A 19196-nucleotide genomic window follows, 5' to 3' on the forward strand; every position below is an offset into this window, starting at 1 on the left:
CCGAGGCGAAAATGGTGCTGTTCGAGAACCGGCGCGCAGCGACCTCTATGGTCGTGAGCACCGGAAGCGCAGAACAGTGCCATTTGCAGCCCGGGATGGGCCATGTGGGCCGCAGTTCCTAACCATGCGCGCCGAACAGGTTGGCGATGGCCGTGGTGATCCTGAGGTTCAGTGCCTGCGCCGCCTCGATCGGGTCGATGAATCGGGTGCGAATCGCCTCGTAGCCGTGGTCCTCGCCTTCGGGATAGTCGGTCGGCTCGTTAAGCCTGAAGTCGGTGATCTGCGGGAAGCTGGTGGGATAGGCGCGGCGGAGCTGGGCCAGTGCCTCGTCGATCCGCAGGGTGAAAACCATTTCCAGCACGTCATCGCGGCTCACGTCGTTGGCGCGGCTGAACACCGGCACGCTGACCGCCCGGATCATCATGTACTGGAACAGCGCCAGCCGGATCGCCTGCAGCACGCCGATGGTGCGGCGGGTATCCTCGCCGGTCACTTCGCCATCGGCAGCAGGCGGCAGCAGCGAGAGCAGGCGGTGCAGCTTCAGCGCGTCCACCCGCAGGCGGCTGGCCAGGCGGCGGAACACGCCGTTGCGGTCATCCTTGACGAGATATTCGGCCAGCGCCTCGCAGGCGTGGCTCAGGTGTTCCTCGGTCCCGCGATAGGGGCGGCTGGCCCAATATGCGGAGTTGAACAGCTCGCCATAGGCGGCCACGGTCTTGACCGATGCCAACGCATTGGCAGCGCGCACCAGCCTGATCAGTTGCTGGCCGCGCGCGCTGTCCTTCAGCAGAGTGGCCATTTCCTCGTAATTGCCTTCCGCCGCGTGGCCCACCCCGGCGATCACGTTCACCGGATAGCCAAGCTGTTGCAGGATGGCGTTGTGCGGGATGGCGCGGATTTGCCGCAGGCTCATCTCGCGGTCGGCGCTGATGTCGCTCTGCCGGCGGCTGACGCGGCTGCCGGTGGGATTCAGCAGCCCCAGCCCGAAGGCGGTGACGGCGCGCGAATAGGTGCGGCTTTCCAGGTGTTCGTGCTGGTGATCGCGGATCGCGCGGTAGAAATCGAGGGACAGGTCGGTGCGCTGGTAGAACGGGTCTTTGGGTGCGTTCTCGTCCGTCACCCCCGGCGCGTTTTCGACCATGCGGGTCAGGGTGGCCAGCGCCAGTTCCGGGGTGGCGAACCATAGGTAGCCATCCCCGCCCTGGAAGCTCACCTCCGGCTCCAGCCGGATGCCGGAGCGGGCAAAGCGCCGCCGTGCCCAGTGGCTCAGCGGCCAGCTCAGCCGGTCGGCGATGGAGCAGGGATGGGCGCCGCGCCCCATGCTTTCACCATGGGTGTCGAATATCAGCGCGGCCAGGTCCGCCAGGTCGTTGTCGGCCATGGCCTGCGCCAGCCGGCCCTGCAGGCGCTCGATGGCCAGGCTGGCGGGAAGCTGGCCGACGAAGCGGCCGGCATCGGAAAAGCCGGTCTGGATCGCCACCCGGCCCCGGCGGCGGGCATAGGCGCGGTATTCCTCTTCGGCCAGCAGGGCATCGAGAAAGCGGCCGCCGTGTTCCAGCGCCGTCTCGGTCTCAAACAGCGGGGATACGTCCACCTTGTCGTCGATGCCAAACAGCCTGGCAAAGTAGAGCGCGGCCAGGATCGTCGCCGGTTCCTCGCACTCGGCGATCAGCATGCGGATCGGCGCATCGGCATCCACGTGCGCCAGGATCTGCGCCATCGCCAGGAACTGGCGGATCGCGGTGCTGCTTTCGATGGCGAGGGCCGCGAAGTTGGAGCGGTGCGGCTTCACCTCGCTGATCGCGCGGCGGATGTGGACGATGGCTCCCTTGCTGGACAGGTCCAGCGTGCCATTGGGGTCCAGCTTGCGGCGGATGGCGTTGTGCAGTTGCTTTGCGTTTACCCGGAAGTGGATCCAGCCCATGCCAAGGCCATCGGCGCGCATGGCGGCGGCCAGCGTCTTCAGCGCCACGGCGCGGGCGGCATCGGGGGTGGCGCGCGCCTCGTCGTCCAGCGCGGCAATATAGCGCTTCAGGCTCAGCAACTTGCGCGGATCGCCTGCGGTCAGGCGGTTGGCGGCAACCGACAGGGCAGCGGGGTCCGACAGGTCACCGGCAAAATCCTGCGCCCGTTCGGCGGCATAGTCCGCCGCCGGGCCAAGCTCGTCCAGCAGCGGATGCTTGGGGTCGATGGCGGCAAGCTGGCGGCTGTAGAACGCCAGGCGCTGGGCCTTCTCGGCCAGGCGGAAGCCGACCGAGGCTGACCAGCCGATATCGGTGCGGCCATCCATGTCATACCCTACCCAGCTGGCGAAGCGGAAGGGCAGGGGGTTCAGGTCAAGCCACTGGTCCGGCCACTGTTCGCGGGCGTGGTCAAGCACCGTGGCCACGATGGTGTCGCGCGCGCTGGCGGCATGGGCGATGGCCTGCATGGCCTCGGCATGTTCATAGGCCAGCGTCACATCGGCGCGGGCCCCCGCCAGGCAGGCGGGATCGACCGGCGCATCGCTGCTGGCGGCCTGCGCCACGGCGGCAGTCTGCGCGGGGGTGAGCAGGAAGGTGGGGTGGGCGGTAAACACGGTGTGGACCAGCGGATGATCCCACCGTGCGGCAAAGGCGGCGAAATCGCCGGTGCCAAGGGTGGCCTTCAGCGCCCTGGTATTGGCGGCAGGGGCCACCGGAGCCACCAGCCCGCGCAGGCGCCGGGCGCGTGCTGCCAGCGCCTCGCACTCGATTTCCGCCACCAGCGCGGCGCACTGGTCCAGCGACATGGCGCCGCTTTCCAGCAGGCGCGACAGGTCCAGGCTGAGCTGGAAGACCGGGTTGAACAGCGGGGTTTCGGAAGTGCGGCGGTGCAGGTCGCCCAGGCGCTGCTCGAGGTCCGCCAGCGACTTCACCGGGCCTGGCCTCCCAGGGCCGCAGCCTCACGCGCCAGGCGGTTGATCTCGGCCGGGTCAGCCCCCGGCGGCACGATCCACGATCCGCCCACGCACAGTACGGCGGGATGGGCCAGCCATTCGGGCGCACTGGCGGCGGTGATGCCGCCGGTGGGGCAGAACTTGGCGGCAAAGAACGGCGCGGCCAGCGCCTTCAGCGCGGGCAGGCCTCCCGCTGCCGTGGCGGGGAAGAACTTGAAGTGTTCCAGCCCCAGGTCCATCCCGCGCATGATATCGCCCGCCGTCGCCACGCCGGGCAGGAAGGGCACGCCGGCCTTCTGCGCCGCCAGCGTCAGCGGTTCGGTGAGGCCGGGGGAGACGATGAACTCGGCCCCGGCGCTCAGCGCTTCGTCAAGCTGGGCCTTGTTGGTGACGGTGCCCGCACCCACGGTGGCGCCGCGCACCAGGTTCATCCGCCGCAGCACATCCAGCGCATGCGTGGTGCGCAGGGTGACTTCGAGGACGGACAGGCCGCCTTCCACCAGCGCCTCGGCAATTTCGCGCGCCTCGCCCGCATCCTCGATCACCAGCACCGGGATGACCGGGGCGGTGCGCATGATTTTTTCGATCGCGTTCAAGACAGGTGCTCCGCTGCAAAGGCTGCCGCTGCGCCATAGAGGCCGGGCTGGGGATGGGTGATGAGCTTGACGGGCAATTGCGCCATCAGGTTGTGGAACCGGCCCTTGGCGCAGAACCGCTCGGCAAAGCCTGACCGGGGCAGGTGCTCGCGCAGGCGATAGCCAAGGCCGCCGGCAATCACCACGCCCACCGCGCCCTGGGCCAGCGCGGTATCGCCCGCCACCGCACCCAGCGACAGGCAGAACCGGTCCATCGCGGCGGCGGCGAGGCTGTCCGTCCCGTCCTGCGCGGCGGTCCAGATGGTAATATCGTCCAGCTCGTGAACGGCCTTGCCCTCCAGCGCGGCAAGGGTGTGGTAGATGTCGGAAATGGCCGGGCCGGCGACCACGCGTTCCACGGACACGCGATTGTGGCTTTTGCGCAGGCGGGCCAGGATCGCGTCCTCCACCTGGTCCAGCGGGGCGAAATCCACGTGGCCGCCCTCGGTCGCCTGCACGTGGGTAAAGCCGTGCCCGTTGCGCCACAGCCAGGCCACGCCGAGGCCGGTGCCCGGGCCGAGCACGCTGATCGTGCCCTCGCGCGGCAGCGGCACGTCCGGCCCGGCCAGGTGCAGGAACTGGTCATCCGGCGCGCGGGCCACGGCATGGGCCACGGCGGCAAAATCGTTGACCAGGGTGAAGCGCTCCACCCCCAGCTTCTCGTTGATCAGCGCCGGGCGGATGATCCACGGGTTGTTGGTGAAGCGGATCACGTCGCCCGTCACCGGCCCGGCAATGGCGATGGCCACCTGGCGGGGCAGCACCCCGCCCTCGATCTCGCAGAAATGCTCCCACGCGGTCTGGAAGCTGGCGTGCTCGTCGGTGTGCAGGGTCACCGGATCGCCCAGCGCGATGCTGCCGTCAGCCATCACTTCGGCCAGCGCGAAGCGGGCGTGGGTGCCGCCGATATCGACGGTGACGAGCCGGGCGGCGGGCGCGCTCACAGGCCGGCCTCGGCCAGCATGGCGCTGCCGCCCTTTTCGGCATCGTCGGCAAAGTGGCGGAACATGGCGAACAGCTCGCGCCCGGTGCCGCGCGCGGCGGGCGGGGCCATGGCCGGATTGCGGCCGGTGATATCGGCGCTGGTGGAAAGGGTGCCATCGTGTCCGCACAGGCGCACCACATCGCCATCCTGCAGGAAGGCAAGCGGCCCGCCGCCCAGCGCTTCCGGGCTGACGTGGATGGCGGCGGGCACCTTGCCCGATGCGCCGGACATGCGCCCGTCGGTCACCAGCGCCACCTTGTAGCCGCGATCCTGCAACACGCCCAGGATCGGGGTGAGGGCATGGAGTTCGGGCATCCCGTTGGCGCGCGGTCCCTGGAAGCGGACCACCACCACCACGTCGCGGTCCAGCTCGCCGGCGGTGAAGGCGTCCTTCACCTCCTGCTGGTCGGCGAACACGCGGCACGGGGCCTCGATCGTCCAGCGCTCCGGCGCCACTGCACTGGTCTTGAAGCAGGCGCGGCCCAGGTTGCCGGTGACCAGGCGCATCCCGCCATCGGCCATGAAGGGGTTGTCCACGGTGCGCAGCATTTCGGGGTCGCCGTTGGCCCCAACCTCGCGCCAGGCGACCTTGTCGCCATCCAGCCACGGCTCTCGCGCATAGTCATTGAGGCCCTGCTGGCCGCCCACGGTCAGCACGTCGGCATGGGCCAGGCCCGCCTTCAGCAGTTCGCCGATCACGAAGCCGATGCCACCGGCGGCGTGGAAATGGTTCACGTCGCCCGAGCCGTTGGGATAGACCCGCGCCAGCAGCGGCACGTTGGCGGAAAGCTCGTCCAGGTCGGTCCAGTCGAACACCACGCCGGCAGCGCGCGCCATGGCGGGGATGTGGATCGCGTGGTTGGTCGATCCGCCGGTGGCCAGCAGGCCCACGGCGGCGTTGATGATGGCCTTCTCGTCCACGCACTTCCACAGCGGGCGATAGTCGTTCCCCTCGCGGGTGATCGCCGCCAGCCGGTGGATCGCGGCGCGGTCAAGCTCCTGCCGCAAGGGCGTGCCCGGCTGGACGAAGGCCGCGCCGGGCATGTGCAGGCCCATCAGCTCCATCATCATCTGGTTGGAATTGGCCGTGCCATAGAAGGTGCAGGTGCCGGCCGAGTGATAGCTCTTGCTCTCGCTCTCCAGCAGTTCGGCGCGGCCCACTTTCCCTTCGGCATAGAGCTGGCGCACGGCCTGCTTTTCCTTGTTGGGAATGCCGCTGGGCATGGGGCCGCTGGGCACGAACATGGCCGGCAGCCAGCCGAACCGAAGCGCGCCGATCAGCAGGCCGGGCACGATCTTGTCGCAAATGCCCAGCAGGGCCACGCTGTCATACATCAGGTGGCTGAGGCCCACCGTGGTGCTGAGCGCGATCACATCGCGGGAAAACAGCGACATTTCCATGCCGTCCGCCCCTTGCGTCACCCCGTCGCACATGGCGGGGGTAGAGCCGCCGACCTGCGCCGTAGCCCCCACTTCGCGGGCATAGACCTTCAGCCGGGGCGGATAGGCGCCATAGGGCTGGTGGGCGGAAATGCTGTCATTGTAGGCGGAAATGATGCCGATGTTCGGCCCCTTGCGGGCAGCGATGCTGGCCTTGTCCTCGCCCGCCGCGGCAAAGCCGTGGGCCAGGTTGGAGCAGGGCAGGGCGGCATTGCGGTCGCGGTGCCGGTCAGCCTCCTCGGCCATCAGCGACAGGTAGGCAGCGCGGCTGTCGCGGCTGCGCTCGATCACCCGGTCGGTCACGCGCTGGATGGCAGGGTGCAGGTTACTCATGCCAGCTTACTCCGTCACGCTCGGCCAGGGCAATGGCGGCACTGGGGCCCCACGAGCCGGCGTTATAGGTCTTGGGCAGCACGCCCTCGCGGGCCCAGGTGGCGCGGATGCCGTCGATCCACTGCCATTGGGCTTCCACCTCGTCGCGCCGCACGAACAGCGTCTGGTCGCCCTCGATCAGGTCCAGCAGCAGCCGTTCATAGGCCACGCGCTTGACCTTGCCGGAAAAGGCATCAGGCATGGCGATGTTCAGCGGCACGGGCCGCAGCACCATGCCATCCTGGTCGATGCCGGGCACCTTGGCCATCAGGGTGAAGCTGATGTTCTCTTCCGGCTGGATGCCGATGACAAGCTGGTTGGGCATCATCCGCGCGCCGGGGAAGATGGAATGCGGCACGGCCTTGAACTGCACCACGATCTCCGTCACGCGCCTGGTCAGGCGCTTGCCGGTGCGCAGGTAGAACGGCACCCCGCGCCAGCGCCAGTTGTCCACGTGGGCCTTCAGCGCCACGAAGGTTTCGGTATCGCTGTCGCGGCCCAGTTCCTCGTCATAACCCGGCACGATCTGGCCGGTGCTGGCCCCGCCGCGATACTGGCCGGTAACCACTTCGTCCGCGCTGATCGGCCGCAGCGCGCGCAGCACCTTCACCTTTTCGTCGCGCACCGAATTGGCATCGAACTTGCCCGGCGGCTCCATCGCCACCAGGGCCAGCAACTGGAGCATGTGGTTCTGCACCATGTCGCGCAGGGCACCCGCGCCGTCATAGAAATCCACCCGGCTTTCCAGCCCCACCGTTTCGGCCACGGTGATCTGCACGTGGTCGATATACTGGCTGCGCCACAGCGGCTCGAACATCAGGTTGGCAAAGCGCAGGGCCAGCAGGTTCTGCACCGTTTCCTTGCCCAGGTAATGGTCGATGCGGAAGATCCGGTCTTCGGTGAAGGCGGCGGCCACGGCATCGTTGATCGCGGCCGAGCTGGCCAGATCGGTGCCCAGCGGCTTTTCCAGGCTGATGCGGGTGCCTTCTTCCGCCAGGCCGGCCCCGGCCAGCCCCTCGATGGTGGCCTTGAACAGTTGCGGCGCGGTGCTGAGGAAGATCGCCAGCCCCTGCGGATCGCCCACCTTCTTGGCCAGTTTGGCAAAGGCCTTGGGGTCGGTGACATCGAGCTGCTGGTAGTGCAGGCGGTTGAGGAAATCGGCCATGCCGCCGCGCCGTTCGGCCGGCAGGAACTTCTCCAGCGCCTCGCGGGCAAAATTGCGGAAGCCCGCGTCGGTCATCTCCGATCGGGCCGTGCCAACGATCCGCAGGTCCTCGGACACCAGCTTTTCGGCATGGAGGGCGGCCAGGCTGGGCAGCAGCATCCGGCGCGAGAGGTCACCCGTGGCCCCGAACAGCAGCAGGGTCTTGGCCTTGGTTGTCATCGATTAGCCTCGCGCATGGCAGCCTGTTCCCCCTCTTACGCCTTGCTCTTGTTGCACCGCAATAGGGCTCTCCCACAAGAATGTCGACCGCTATGGTAGCGCTAACACCCACGCATACGAATGCCAAGCGTCGAGTCGTTGTGAACGTTCTCAACAAACCCGTCCTAGACGAGAACGGTGACCTTGTGCCAGCCGAAATCGCACGGGTCGAAGGCGGACAGGAAGCTGACGTCCGCCGCATCCCGGCCCACGCCGATCTTCACCGTCTGCGCCGGATCGGCCATGCCTGTCGCATCGACCATGTGCCAGGCCCCGCCGCCGGGGATCGATGGATCGGCCAGGAACACTTCGGCCACGGCGTGAAAATCGGGCGGGTCCACCCCGGGGGCAAAGCACGAGACGAAGCGTGCCGGGATGGCCGCCGCGCGCGCCATGGTCACCAGCAGGTGGGCATAATCGCGGCACACCCCGCGCCGGTCCACCAGCGTATCGATGGCCGTGGTATCGGCGGTGGAGCGCCCGCCTTCATAGGTCAGGTGGCCGGCAATCCAGTCGCGCATGGCCAACACCTTGGCCCCGCCTGCCAGGTGGCCGAACTCGTCCGCCACCATCGATTGCAGGCGCATCGCCTGGCAATAGCGGGAATCCAGCAGGTAGGGCACCGCCTCGCCCGGCAGGTCGTGCGGCAGCAGGGCATCCAGTGTGGCCAGGTCTGCCAGCTTGCGCTGCACGGCCACGGTGGCGCGATAGGTCAGGCTGCAATCGCCCGCCACGCGCAGCCAGATCCGATCGCCGATGGTATCCTGCGCCGCCACGCGGGCGAAGTGTTCCACCGGCGTCAGCCACAGGCCGGTGGAGACAAGCTCCTGCTCCGGGATCGCCGCCGCTTCGAACTGCAGCAGCACGTCACCTGCCTGGGGCAGGGCAAAGCCCAGCTCCACGGTGATGGACAGGGTGGCGGTGGGTGGCACGGGAGCGGTCATCGGGGCAGGGCTATAATCCGGAAATGAGACGAAGGCGCGAACGCTTTGGGCGCGGCGAGTATCCCGCTAATCCCCCGCCACATGCAAGACCACCTGCCGCCGGTGCGGCTGGGCCCGGTGCTCGGCCAGGTAGATGCCCTGCCATGTGCCCAGCGCCATGCGTCCGCCAACCACGGGCACCTGCACCGATGCGCCGGTAAGCAGGGCCTTGAGATGCGCGGGCATATCGTCCGCTCCCTCGTCATCGTGTTCGTACAGCGGCCCCTCGGGCGCCACCCGGTCCAGCCACGCCACCACATCGCGCCACACGGCGGGGCTGGCGTTCTCGGTAATCAGCAGGCTGGCGCTGGTGTGGCGGCAGAACACGGTGACCAGGCCCGTGGTTATGCCGGTGGAGGGGAGCCAGCCGGCAACCTCGCCGGTAATCTCGGTCAGCCGGCGGGGCTGGGTGGGGATGATGATCCGGGCGGTATGGTGGGGCATGGGGCGCAGCCTAGCAGGCTGCGCGTGGGCCGGGGCACAAAAACGCTTTCCTACAGCGTCATGGCCACCCTAGCTTCGCGGCGGCCTTCCTCCATGGCGGGCTGCCGGCTCCTTGACCCCGCTGAGACCCCTCCCGCCCCCTTTGGTTCGCCAAGGGACGCCTGTCGCATGTATTTCATCAACTAAACCCGCCCGCCGTTCACCGGGTGCGCGGCCTGGCTGAACGAATCAGGCAAGCGAGCGGGCGCTGATCACTCCGAACAGGTCGTGCTCGTCGGCGTCTTCCACCTCGACTTCGACGAAGTCGCCGGGCTTCAGGCTGGCGGGCACGTTGCGCAGGAACACCTGGCCGTCGATCTCCGGCGCATCGGCCTGGCTGCGCCCGGTGGCACCCGTGTCGCCGTCCTCGTCGGGCTCGCCCACCTCGTCGATGATCACCGGCAGCGTGCGGCCGATCTTGGCGGCCAGCTTCTCGGCGCTGATGCGCGCGGTAAGTTCCATGATGCGGGCGAAGCGCTCCTCCTTCACCTCGTCCGGCACGTGGCCGGGCAGGGCATTGGCCGCCGCGCCCTGCACGGGTTCGAAGCGGAAGGCGCCCACGCGGTCCAGCCGGGCTTCGGTCAGCCAGTCCAGCAGGTACTGGAAATCGGCCTCGGTCTCGCCCGGGAAGCCGACCACGAAGCTGCTGCGCACGGCGATGTCCGGGCAGATGCTGCGCCAGTTGGCCAGGCGTTCCAGCACCTTCGCCTCGTTGGCCGGGCGCTTCATGGCGCGCAGAACGCTGGGGCTGGCGTGCTGGAAGGGAATGTCCAGGTAGGGCGTCAGCAGCCCTTCGGCCATCAGCGGGATCACCTGGTCCACGTGCGGATAGGGATAGACATAGTGCAGGCGCACCCACGGCGTGTGGCCATCCGGCGTGCGCAACTGGCCCAGTTCGCGGGCAAGGTCGGTCATGTGGGCGCGGACCGGGTGGCCCTTCCACATGCGCTCCTCGTGGCGGATATCCACCCCGTAGGCGCTGGTGTCCTGGCTGATGACGAGCAGTTCCCGCGTGCCGGCGGCGACCAGCTTCTCGGCCTCACGCAGCACGGCATCGATCCGCCGGCTGGCCAGCTTGCCGCGCAAGGACGGGATGATGCAGAAGCTGCACGCGTGGTTGCAGCCTTCGCTGATCTTCAGGTAGCTGTAGTGGCGCGGGGTCAGCTTCAGGTCGGTATCGGGGATCAGGTCCACGAATGGTCCCTGCGTGGGCGGGGCGGCCTGGTGGACGGCCTCGACCACGGCCTCGTACTGATGGGCGCCGGTGATGGCTAGCACTTGCGGGAAGCGGGCGCGGATTGCCTCGGCCTCGTCGCCCATGCAGCCGGTGACGATCACGCGGCCGTTCTCGGCAATCGCCTCGCCGATCGCATCCAGGCTCTCCTCCTTGGCGGAATCGAGGAAGCCGCAGGTGTTGACCAGCACCACGTCGGCCCCGGCATAATCGGGGGACATGGCATAGCCATCGGCGCGCAGCGCGGTCATGATGCGTTCGGAATCGACCAGCGCCTTGGGGCAGCCGAGGCTGACCAGGCCAACGCGCTTCTGGTCCGGGATGATGGTGGAGGCCATGATGCGCCGCCCCTACACCCGCAGCGCCCCTTGCGCTAGAGTGCGGCGCGAACGGGGCGAGGGAGACGGGCGATGGGCAATGTGAACCTGCTGGCGGTGGTGCTGGGTAGCCTGGCATTTTTCGGCATCGGCGCGCTGTGGTACGGGCCGCTGTTTGGCAAGGCCTGGAAGGCGCTTGTGGGTTACGACGGCGAGAAGATGCCCTATCCCACGGCGAAGCTGCCGGTGTGGCTGGTGATGCTGCTGGCCTTCGCGCTGGAAATGCTGGTGGTGCTGATGCTGGGCCACAATATCGCCCGCAGCAACCCTGCGCCGCATGTGATCATGATGATGGCGGTGGGCTTCGGGGCGGTGATCATGACCCCGGCAATCGGCATCAACTACCTGTTCCAGATGCGCCCCGGAAAACTGTTCGCCATCGATGCGGGCTACATGATCGTGGGCATGGCTGCCGTGGGCGGCGTGTTCGTGGCACTTAGCTGACGCCGCCCTCGGTCGCTTCGGTGGGCCTGATCTCCACCACGGTATCGCCCGCCTCAAGGGCGCAGGCCTCCGGCTCCCAGAAGCCGATGGCGTGGCCCTGGCGATAGATCCTGAGGCCCATGCCGCCGGTGGGCAGCGCCGAAAGCGGGCGGCCGATCTCGTCCGGTGTTACCGGCCGCTCCACCAGTTGCACCCGCCCGGTCACGCTGGCCAGGTCTGCCAGGTAATCGGCCACGTGCGCCCCTTGCGCGCTGCCGGCCAGCAGCAGGCCGGTAAAGCGCACCGGGTTGATCACGTTGTTGGCCCCCGCCTGGCGGGCCAGCAGTTCGTTGTCCGCCGCGCGCACGACCACGCTGATCGGCACATCGGGTGCCAGGTGGCGCACGGTCAGCACCATCAGGATCGAGGTGTCGTCGCGCCCGGCGGAAACAAGCACGCTACGGGCCTGGGTGATGCGGACCGAGATCAGGCTTTCATCGCGCGTGGCATCGGCGCAGATCACGTTGCAGCCCAGCTTCTCGGCCACCCGCAACCGTTCCTCGTCCGGGTCCATCACCACGATGGAAGCAGGATCGGTGCCGCGCTCGATCAGTTCGGCTACGGCTTCGGAGCCGGAGACGCCGAAGCCAAGCACCACCAGATGGCCTGACAGCTGCTTCTGGATGCGGGCCATGCGGAACTTCTCCCAGCTTCTCTTGATGATGAAATTGTACGCCGTGCCCACGAAGATGAACAGCACGGCGAAGCGCACCGGGGTAACGATCACCGCCTCGATCAGGCGGGCGCGGTCGCTGATCGGGGCAATGTCGCCAAAGCCGGTGGTGGTGATGGAGATCATGGTGAAATAGACCACGTCGAGGAAGCTCACTTCCCCGTCGTGATGGTCTACCAGCCCCGCGCGATCCCAGTAGTGGATCATCACCACCAGCATGATCAGGAACAGCGCCAGGCCCAGGCGGATGCCCAGATCGCCCCAAACGGGAACCCTGACGGCGCGCCGCAGCGGAGAGAACCGGCGCGCCAGGCTCGCGCGGACCTCGTCGCGGCGGTCGAGCGGCATCAGGGGGCGAACCGCGCGGCCAGCGCGTCCATCGCGCTGTAGTGGGTCAGGTCAACGTGCAGCGGGGTGACCGAGATATAGCCGTCCTCCACCGCTTCCAGGTCGGTGCCATGGTCCAGCGTATGCTCGGCATCCTGCAGGCCGAACCAGAAGTAGGGCCGCCCGCGCGGGTCCAGGCTTTCGATCAGGCTGCCCCGGTCATAGTCGTGGAACCCCTGCCGCACCACGCGAACGCCTTTGACAGCGTCGGCGGCCACATCGGGGAAGTTGACGTTGACGAGGGTGCGCCGGGCCATGGCGGTGCCCGCCAGCACGCGCAGCACCCGCTCGCCCCAGCCTGCGGCGGCGGCGTAATCCCGCTCGCCGTCGCGCATCGTCTGGCTCAGCGCAATGGCCGGGATGCCCGCCAGTGCCCCTTCCATCGCGGCGGAAATGGTGCCGGAATAGGTGATGTCGTCCGCCAGGTTCTCGCCCGCGTTGATGCCGGAGATGACCAGATCGGGCTTACGGTCGGCAAACAGCTTGCGCAGCGCCAGGTTCACCGCGTCGGTGGGCGTGCCGGTAACGGCAAAGCGCTGGTGGCCATGCTCGCGCAAGCGCACCGGCATGTGCAGCGTCAGCGAATGGCCTGCGCCCGATTGCTCCTCGGCCGGGGCGCAGACCCAGACATCGTCCGACAGGCTGGCCGCCAGTTTCTCCAGCAGGTGCAGGCCGGGGGCGTGGATGCCGTCATCGTTGGTCAGCAGAATGCGCATCGACCGGGTCAATTGTTGCCCATCACGATGTCGCCCAGACCGCCGAGCACGCTGCCTTCGCCCTTGTTGCCGCCGGTGGGGCCGACAGCGGCCAGCATCCGCGCGGCCAGGCGGCTGAACGGCAGCGACTGGATCCACACCTTGCCGGGGCCGCGCAGGCGGGCGAAGAACACGCCCTCGCCGGCAAAGAACATCGACTTGACCGAGCCGACCCGTTCCACGTCCATGTCCACGGTGGAGGTGAAAGCGGCGACGCAGCCGGTATCGACGTGGATTTCCTCGCCCGCAGCCAGCTCGCGCTCAACCAGCGTTCCACCCATCTGCACGAACACCCAGCCATCGCCGTCCAGCTTCTGCATGATGAAGCCTTCGCCGCCGAACAGGCCGGTCAGCATCTTGCGCTGGAAGGCCATGCCCACCTGCACGCCCTTGGCGGCGGCAAGGAAGCTGTCCTTCTGGCAGATCAGCGTGCCGCCCACGGTATCCAGCTTGATCGGCAGGATGGTGCCGGGCGTGGGCGAGGCGAATGCCACCTTGGCCTTGCCGTGCCCGTTGTGGGTGAAGACCGTGGTGAACAGGGATTCGCCGGTGATCAGCCGCTTGCCCGCACCCAGCAGCGCGCCCATGAAGCCGCCCTGCTGGCTGGCCGCGCTGCCATCGCCGAACACGGTGGTCATGCCCACGGCGCTGTCTTTCCACACCATCGACCCGGCTTCGGCAATGGCGCTTTCGCCCGGATCGAGCTCGATCTCCACGAACTGCAGGTCCTCGCCGATGATGGCGAAGTCGATATCGTCGGCCGTGCCGCTGGAACGGGCGTGCTGCCAGGGATTGCTCATCGTCGGGTCTCCTCTCGTATGCGGTCAGGCGGGGGTCAGGCGCTCGATCCCGCCCATGTAGGGGGCCAAGGCGGACGGAACGATGACCGAGCCATCGGCCTGCTGGTAATTCTCCAGCACCGCCACCAGCGTGCGGCCCACGGCGAGGCCGCTGCCGTTGAGCGTGTGGACGAAGGCGGGCTTGCCGTTTTCCGCGCGGTAGCGGGCGTTCATCCGCCGGGCCTGGAAATCGCCGCACCAGCTTATCGAGCTGATCTCGCGATAGGCGTTCTGGCCAGGCAGCCACACCTCCAGATCAAAGGTGCGCCGCGCGCCAAAGCCCATGTCCCCCGTGCACAGCAACACCTTGCGATAGGGCAGCTCCAGCGCCTGCAGGATGCTTTCGGCGCTGGCCACCATGTGCGCGTGTTCGGCCTGGGCATCTTCCGGGCGGCAGATGGAGACCAGTTCCACCTTCTCGAACTGGTGCTGGCGGATGAACCCGCGCGTATCGCGGCCCGCAGCACCCGCTTCGGCGCGGAAGCAGGGGGTGAGGGCAGTGAGGCGCAGCGGTGCGGTCAGGTCATCGACGATCTGCTCGCGCACCGAGTTGGTGAGGGACACTTCCGAAGTGGGGATCAGCCAGCGGCCATCGGTGGTGCCGAACTGGTCCTCGAAGAACTTGGGCAACTGCCCGGTGCCGAACATCGCCTCGTCCTTCACCAGCAGCGGCACGTTGCATTCGGTGTAGCCGTTCTCCGCCGTCTGCTTGTCGAGCATGAACTGGGCGAGGGCGCGGTTGAGGCGGGCCATCTGGCCGCGCAGGAAAGTGAAGCGCGCGCCGCTCATCTTCGCGGCGGTCTCGAAGTCCATGCCCAGCGCCGGGCCCATGTCGGCATGTTCCAGCGGCGTGAAGTCGAACACGCGCGGAGTGCCCCAGCGGGCGCTTTCCACATTGTCATGCTCGTCCGCGCCCTCTGGCACGTCATCCGCCGGCAGGTTGGGAATGGCTGCCAGCCTGTCGTCCAGCGCCTTGCCGGCGGCGCGTTCGGCTTCCTCCAGCGCGGGCATGGTGGTTTTCAGGTCCGCTACCTCGGCCTTCAGCGCCTCGGCCGTCTCCTTGTCACCCTTGCCCATGGCCTGGCCGATCAGCTTGCTGGCCTCGTTGCGGCGGGCATTGGCTTCCTGCAGGCGGGTGGAGAGGGCGCGGCGTTCCTCGTCCTGGGCAAGGATAGCGGCGGCAAGCGGCTCCAGCCCGCGCCGGGCGAGGGCGGCGTCGAAGGCTGCGGGATTGTCCCGGATCTGGCGAAGGTCATGCATGGGGCGGGCTATGCCTTTGTCAGCGGCCCGTTGTCCAGCCTCGGCTCAGCTAGAGGCCGGGAATGAGCCGCTGCGCGCTGCCGTGCTCGATTGCCGCCAGCGCCCCCGGATCAGCAAGGTTGCGGCGCAGTTCCTCGCGCTGGGGCAGGGTGGCGACATAGGGGTAATCGGTGCCGAACATCACCTGCGTTGGCGGCACCAGCGCCAGCATGGCGGCAAGGGCCGGCGCATTGGTGACGCTGGCGGTATCGAAATTGAGCCTCTGCAATTCCGCGAGTGCTCCGTTTGGCAGCCGTGCCGCCAGGTCCGGCCGGGCCAGCGCCCACTGGCTGACCCTGTCGGCCAGCATCGGGATGGTCCCGCCGCCGTGGCTGAAGATCCAGCGGATGCGCGGGTAGGCGCTGAGCGCGCCTGAATAGAGCAGGCTGGTAATCGTGCGGCTGCTATCGAACGGCAGTTCAAGGAAAGCTGGCGCAATCTCCGGCACCAGGTTCTGGCAGCAGCCGGCCACCGTCGGGTGGACATAGACCACGGCCCCGCGCCCGTTCAGCTCCTCCAGCAGCGGGCGGAAGCGGGCATCGCCAAGGTACAGGTTGTCGTAATTGCTCAGCAGTCCCACGCCGTTGGCGCCCAGGCGATCGAGCGCGTGGACCGCCTCGGGCACGGCCCCTTCCACGTCTGGCAGGGGCAGCGTGGCGAAGTATGCGAACCGGCCGGGGTGGTCGCGCACCATGCCGGCGGCATATTCGTTGGCCATGCGGGCGAGGCCGCGCGCTTCGTCAACCTCGCCGAACCAGACCGGCGCGGACATCGACAGCATGGCGGTCTGCGTGCCGCCCGCGTCCATATCGGCCAGCGACTTTGCCGGCGTCCATTCCAGCACCTGGGTATAGCCCCGGCTGCGCGCCGCCACTTCGCCCGAGCGGGCACTGAGATAGGCCGGGGGGAAAATGTGGTGATGCACGTCAATCAGCGGGCGGGCGGTGTCCTGCGCGTTTACGCCGCAGGCACAGGCGGCAGCGAGGCCTGCCGTGCCAGCCAGCGCCTGGCGGCGGGAAATCAGTGGTTGCATCGGTCGCTCTCCCGGCGAGAATGATTATGGCTGTTCCAATTTGCGAGCCTACCGCAGGGCAGGACAAGCGCAAGCGATGAAAGAGGACCTGAAAGCATGAGCAAGCTGCACCGTCGCACGTTCCTGGCTGCTGCTGCCGCTGCTGCTGCCGCCCCCGTGTTGGCGGGGGCGCAAGGCACGGCCCCCGGCGTGCCCGCGCGCACCCGCCGCATCGCCTGCGAGGAGGGCTTCTCGATCCCCGAGCTGATCGATGCGGTCGACCGCTACATGGAGGCCGGGGCAGAGGACGAACCCGGGATGCGGGCGCTGATCGGCAACGACAAGTACCCACGCTTTCCCCGCCTGCTGGATCCCGAGCTGCGGATTGCCGACATGGAGCGATCCGGCGTGGACATGCAGGTGATCATGGTCAATTCGCCCGGCGTGCAGATTTTCGAGGCGGTTGAGGCCACGGCGCTGGCCCGCCTGATCAATGATCGCGCCCGGGACTGGTGCCAGCGCTGGCCGGACCGGTTCGTGGCCCTGGCCGCCATTGCTCCGCAGGACCCGCAAGCCGCCGCGCAGGAACTGGAGCGCGCCGTGACCACGCTGGGTATGCGCGGCGCGGTGATCAATTCGCACACCAAGGGCGAATACCTGGACCAGCAGAAATTCTGGCCGATCCTGGAAGCGGCGCAGGCGCTGGACATGCCGATCTATATCCATCCGCGTGAACCTGCGCCCGCCGCCCTGCCGCTCTACGCCGCGCAGCGGCTGGAAGGCGCCATGTGGGGGTATGCTGCGGAAACTTCGCTCCATGCTCTCAGGATGATCGCGGGCGGGGTGTTCGAACAATTCCCGCGCCTCAAGATCGTGCTGGGCCACGATGGCGAGGCCATACCGTTCTACCTCGATCGGATCGATAACCGCTATCGCTCGCTCCACCAGGGCGGGCTGGGGCCGCTGACGCGCAGCCCGGCAACCGTGTTCCGCGAGAACTTCTGGGTCACGTCGAGCGGGGCGAACTGGTCCCCCGCCGTGCGCTTCAGCCAGGAGGTGCTGGGGGTGGACCGGGTGCTGTTCGCGGTCGACTATCCGTTCGAGGAGGAGGTCTCCAGCGTGCAGCAGGCTGCGGCCATCCCGATGGAACAGGTGGCGGCGGAGGCCTTCTTCCACGGCAATGCGGAACGGCTGTTCCGCATCGCGCCGGCTTAGTAATACTTCGACTGGATCGGGCAACCGGGCCAGTAGATGCCCTGTTCCAGCCGCTGGGCACAGTGCTGGCGCGCCCGCGCGACGCCGCCGGACAGCAACTCCTCCACCTGGGCATGGGTCATTACGTCGGGCGAGACTTCGGCCATGGTGTGGGCGGGCGACACCACATCCACCTCCAGCCCGTAATGGGCGATGGTATCGCGGAAGGCATCGGGCCAGTGTGCCCATTGGTAGGCGGCGGAGACCATGTCCCCCTCCATCATCAGCCGCGCCTCGGGGACATAGCCGAACACCACATCCGCCATGTGGCCGTTGTTGCGGCCCCAGTAGAGATCGAGCGTGCGGGTGGCATCCTGCAATCGCAGGTGCTCGTCCATCGTGATCGAGCGGAACGGCTGCGGATTGCGCGCCAGGTCATCCGGATAGTCGGGCGCGGGCCGCTCGGCCATTTCGCGCAGCTGTTGAAGGGTGGAGGGCCGCTGGATGATGGTGATGCCTTCGGCGACGGCCTGGCGCACGCCGGCGGCGTGATCGAAGTGGTTGTGGCTGGCGACCAGGTAGCGGATCGGCTTGCCGGGGGCGAGGTTGCGTGCATAGGCCAGCACGCTGCGCGCGGCATCGGGGTTTACCCCCAGTTCGAACAACACCAGGTGGTCGGCAAATTCCACCACGGTGGTGCCGGTGGACAGGCGCCATAGGCCCCGGCCGATCGCGACATGGGTCAGCGGGCGGGTGGCATTGTCCGGCGGGACCGGCGCATCGCGCACGGCGGCAGGTGCGGCCAGGCCCTCGATTGGCGTGTTCACCGTGTAGGCGTCGACGTACATCTTGAAATAGTCGATGTTGCGCCAGTCCAGCCGCGTCTCGTAGCCCAGCGGCAGCAGCAGCCCGCCCTGGCCGTCCCACGCCACCCAGCCGGAGAACCAGGTCGTGAACTGCACCTGTCCCAGGTTGGCGTGCCAGTTGCCCCAGCGCACGAAGGCGGGCTTGCCATCGGGCGCGAAGCCGGCGGACAGACGATCACCCTCGGCCAGCGTGATTTCGATGACGGTATTGTCGCCGTCCATGTAGGGCGCTGAAAGCCGCGTGCCTGCCGCCTGCATCCGCCGCAATAGCACGGCGGGGTTGTTGAGCATCCACATGCGCCGCATGTGCACCCCGTCATTCAGCAGCGCGCCCTCGGTCCGCACCGCCTGGCGCACGGCGTTGTCACCCTGCATGTCAAAAGCCACGGCGCCATCCAGCCGCATGTCGTTGAGCGCGAAGGAGTGGCCGAACTGGGCCAGGAAGGGGAACAGCATGTTGCGCCGCTCGCGCATCCGGAAGCGGTCGTTCTCCAGGTCATAAGTGCGGGTCAGGTCATTGGCGGCCAGGTATTTGCCCGGCGCATGGTCCGAACCGTCGATCCGCCCGCCGCCCCACATGTAGGCATACTGGGCATAGCCGTGCGCGGTGATGGTGCGGATCGCGGCCAGCTTCTCGGCCCCGCCCAGCGCGGCGACCGCGGCCGCCACCACCTGCTGCGCCGTTGCGGCGGGGGCCTGCGCCGCCTGGTCCTGCGCCAGCACGGGAGGGGCTGCGGGCATCATTGACGATACCAGCGCCACCGCCATCAACCGCTTGAACCTGCCTGCCATCACCCATTCTCCCGCCGCAGTCTTTGCCAGCCAGACGTGCAGCGCGG

The 19196-nt window shown here is 67.9% G+C and carries 16 protein-coding genes; 2 read left to right on the plus strand and 14 right to left on the minus strand.

What is annotated here, in order from left to right; all coding sequences use genetic code 11:
- Positions 1–118: 118 nt before the first annotated feature.
- From GRI99_RS16470 to rimO, 8 genes are all read right to left on the minus strand, one after another.
- Complete coding sequence (locus tag GRI99_RS16470) at positions 119–2896, minus strand: phosphoenolpyruvate carboxylase (RefSeq protein WP_160773163.1); 2778 nt, start codon at positions 2894–2896, stop codon at positions 119–121.
- Positions 2893–3492 (minus strand): bifunctional 4-hydroxy-2-oxoglutarate aldolase/2-dehydro-3-deoxy-phosphogluconate aldolase, encoded by a 600-nt coding sequence (gene eda, locus GRI99_RS16475; RefSeq protein WP_160773164.1) that lies wholly within the window; start codon positions 3490–3492, stop codon positions 2893–2895. The genes GRI99_RS16470 and eda overlap by 4 nt, the downstream gene beginning before the upstream one ends.
- Before the next feature lie 17 nt (positions 3493–3509).
- Positions 3510–4496 (minus strand): glucokinase, encoded by a 987-nt coding sequence (locus tag GRI99_RS16480; RefSeq protein WP_337192946.1) that lies wholly within the window; start codon positions 4494–4496, stop codon positions 3510–3512.
- A complete protein-coding gene (edd, locus tag GRI99_RS16485; RefSeq protein WP_160773165.1) occupies positions 4493–6310 on the minus strand; it encodes a phosphogluconate dehydratase in 1818 nt (605 codons plus the stop codon). The genes GRI99_RS16480 and edd overlap by 4 nt, the downstream gene beginning before the upstream one ends.
- Positions 6303–7733, minus strand: a complete 1431-nt coding sequence (gene zwf, locus GRI99_RS16490; protein WP_160773166.1) for a glucose-6-phosphate dehydrogenase — start codon at positions 7731–7733, stop codon at positions 6303–6305. The genes edd and zwf overlap by 8 nt, the downstream gene beginning before the upstream one ends.
- Before the next feature lie 164 nt (positions 7734–7897).
- Positions 7898–8716 carry a transglutaminase-like domain-containing protein gene (locus GRI99_RS16495; RefSeq protein ID WP_160773167.1) on the minus strand — a complete coding sequence of 273 codons (819 nt, stop codon included), beginning with the start codon at positions 8714–8716 and terminating at the stop codon, positions 7898–7900.
- Positions 8717–8782: 66 nt separating this feature from the next.
- Positions 8783–9199: a secondary thiamine-phosphate synthase enzyme YjbQ gene (locus GRI99_RS16500; protein WP_160773168.1), complete on the minus strand. Its 417-nt coding sequence runs from the start codon at positions 9197–9199 to the stop codon at positions 8783–8785.
- 228 nt (positions 9200–9427) lie between these two features.
- On the minus strand, positions 9428–10810 hold the full coding sequence (gene rimO / locus GRI99_RS16505) for a 30S ribosomal protein S12 methylthiotransferase RimO (protein WP_160773169.1): 1383 nt from the start codon (positions 10808–10810) through the stop codon (positions 9428–9430).
- 72 nt (positions 10811–10882) lie between these two features.
- Between rimO and GRI99_RS16510 the strand changes: the two genes are divergently transcribed.
- On the plus strand, positions 10883–11293 hold the full coding sequence (locus GRI99_RS16510; RefSeq protein WP_160773170.1) for a DUF1761 domain-containing protein: 411 nt from the start codon (positions 10883–10885) through the stop codon (positions 11291–11293).
- Here GRI99_RS16510 and GRI99_RS16515 read toward each other — a convergent pair.
- Genes GRI99_RS16515 through GRI99_RS16535 form a run of 5 tightly spaced genes read right to left on the minus strand, consistent with a single transcriptional unit; the run spans position 11286 to position 16318 of the window.
- Positions 11286–12353, minus strand: coding sequence for a potassium channel family protein (locus GRI99_RS16515; RefSeq protein WP_160773171.1), 1068 nt, complete (start codon positions 12351–12353; stop codon positions 11286–11288). The genes GRI99_RS16510 and GRI99_RS16515 overlap by 8 nt on opposite strands.
- Complete coding sequence (surE, locus tag GRI99_RS16520; protein WP_160773172.1) at positions 12353–13108, minus strand: 5'/3'-nucleotidase SurE; 756 nt, start codon at positions 13106–13108, stop codon at positions 12353–12355. The genes GRI99_RS16515 and surE overlap by 1 nt, the downstream gene beginning before the upstream one ends.
- Before the next feature lie 8 nt (positions 13109–13116).
- The gene (locus GRI99_RS16525; protein WP_160773173.1) at positions 13117–13947 is read right to left on the minus strand and encodes a TIGR00266 family protein; all 831 of its coding nucleotides are present in this window, start codon (positions 13945–13947) and stop codon (positions 13117–13119) included.
- 24 nt (positions 13948–13971) lie between these two features.
- Positions 13972–15246, minus strand: coding sequence for a serine--tRNA ligase (gene serS, locus GRI99_RS16530; protein ID WP_160773174.1), 1275 nt, complete (start codon positions 15244–15246; stop codon positions 13972–13974).
- A gap of 49 nt (positions 15247–15295) precedes the next feature.
- Positions 15296–16318 (minus strand): amidohydrolase family protein, encoded by a 1023-nt coding sequence (locus GRI99_RS16535; RefSeq protein WP_160773175.1) that lies wholly within the window; start codon positions 16316–16318, stop codon positions 15296–15298.
- 96 nt (positions 16319–16414) lie between these two features.
- Here GRI99_RS16535 and GRI99_RS16540 point away from each other — a divergent pair, with 96 nt between their 5' ends.
- Positions 16415–17512, plus strand: a complete 1098-nt coding sequence (locus GRI99_RS16540) for an amidohydrolase family protein (RefSeq protein WP_160773176.1) — start codon at positions 16415–16417, stop codon at positions 17510–17512.
- Here GRI99_RS16540 and GRI99_RS16545 read toward each other — a convergent pair.
- On the minus strand, positions 17509–19149 hold the full coding sequence (locus tag GRI99_RS16545) for an MBL fold metallo-hydrolase (RefSeq protein WP_160773177.1): 1641 nt from the start codon (positions 19147–19149) through the stop codon (positions 17509–17511). The two genes, GRI99_RS16540 and GRI99_RS16545, sit on opposite strands and share 4 nt — an antisense overlap.
- Between the last annotated feature and the right edge of the window lie 47 nt (positions 19150–19196).

Origin of the sequence: Alteraurantiacibacter buctensis, assembly GCF_009827655.1 — a bacterium.
Classification (GTDB): Bacteria; Pseudomonadota; Alphaproteobacteria; order Sphingomonadales; family Sphingomonadaceae; genus Alteraurantiacibacter; species Alteraurantiacibacter buctensis.

What these genes read in the sequence shown, in the direction of transcription:
- eda (WP_160773164.1), bottom strand. Translation starts at nt 3,492, where the DNA reads ATGCGCACCGCCCCGGTCATCCCGGTGCTGGTGATCGAGGATGCGGGC.
- edd (WP_160773165.1), bottom strand. Translation starts at nt 6,310, where the DNA reads ATGAGTAACCTGCACCCTGCCATCCAGCGCGTGACCGACCGGGTGATC.
- zwf (WP_160773166.1), bottom strand. Translation starts at nt 7,733, where the DNA reads ATGACAACCAAGGCCAAGACCCTGCTGCTGTTCGGGGCCACGGGTGAC.
- GRI99_RS16495 (WP_160773167.1), bottom strand. Translation starts at nt 8,716, where the DNA reads ATGACCGCTCCCGTGCCACCCACCGCCACCCTGTCCATCACCGTGGAG.
- GRI99_RS16500 (WP_160773168.1), bottom strand. Translation starts at nt 9,199, where the DNA reads ATGCCCCACCATACCGCCCGGATCATCATCCCCACCCAGCCCCGCCGG.
- rimO (WP_160773169.1), bottom strand. Translation starts at nt 10,810, where the DNA reads ATGGCCTCCACCATCATCCCGGACCAGAAGCGCGTTGGCCTGGTCAGC.
- GRI99_RS16510 (WP_160773170.1), top strand. Translation starts at nt 10,883, where the DNA reads ATGGGCAATGTGAACCTGCTGGCGGTGGTGCTGGGTAGCCTGGCATTT.
- GRI99_RS16515 (WP_160773171.1), bottom strand. Translation starts at nt 12,353, where the DNA reads ATGCCGCTCGACCGCCGCGACGAGGTCCGCGCGAGCCTGGCGCGCCGG.
- surE (WP_160773172.1), bottom strand. Translation starts at nt 13,108, where the DNA reads ATGCGCATTCTGCTGACCAACGATGACGGCATCCACGCCCCCGGCCTG.
- GRI99_RS16525 (WP_160773173.1), bottom strand. Translation starts at nt 13,947, where the DNA reads ATGAGCAATCCCTGGCAGCACGCCCGTTCCAGCGGCACGGCCGACGAT.
- serS (WP_160773174.1), bottom strand. Translation starts at nt 15,246, where the DNA reads ATGCATGACCTTCGCCAGATCCGGGACAATCCCGCAGCCTTCGACGCC.
- GRI99_RS16535 (WP_160773175.1), bottom strand. Translation starts at nt 16,318, where the DNA reads ATGCAACCACTGATTTCCCGCCGCCAGGCGCTGGCTGGCACGGCAGGC.
- GRI99_RS16540 (WP_160773176.1), top strand. Translation starts at nt 16,415, where the DNA reads ATGAGCAAGCTGCACCGTCGCACGTTCCTGGCTGCTGCTGCCGCTGCT.
- GRI99_RS16545 (WP_160773177.1), bottom strand. Translation starts at nt 19,149, where the DNA reads ATGGCAGGCAGGTTCAAGCGGTTGATGGCGGTGGCGCTGGTATCGTCA.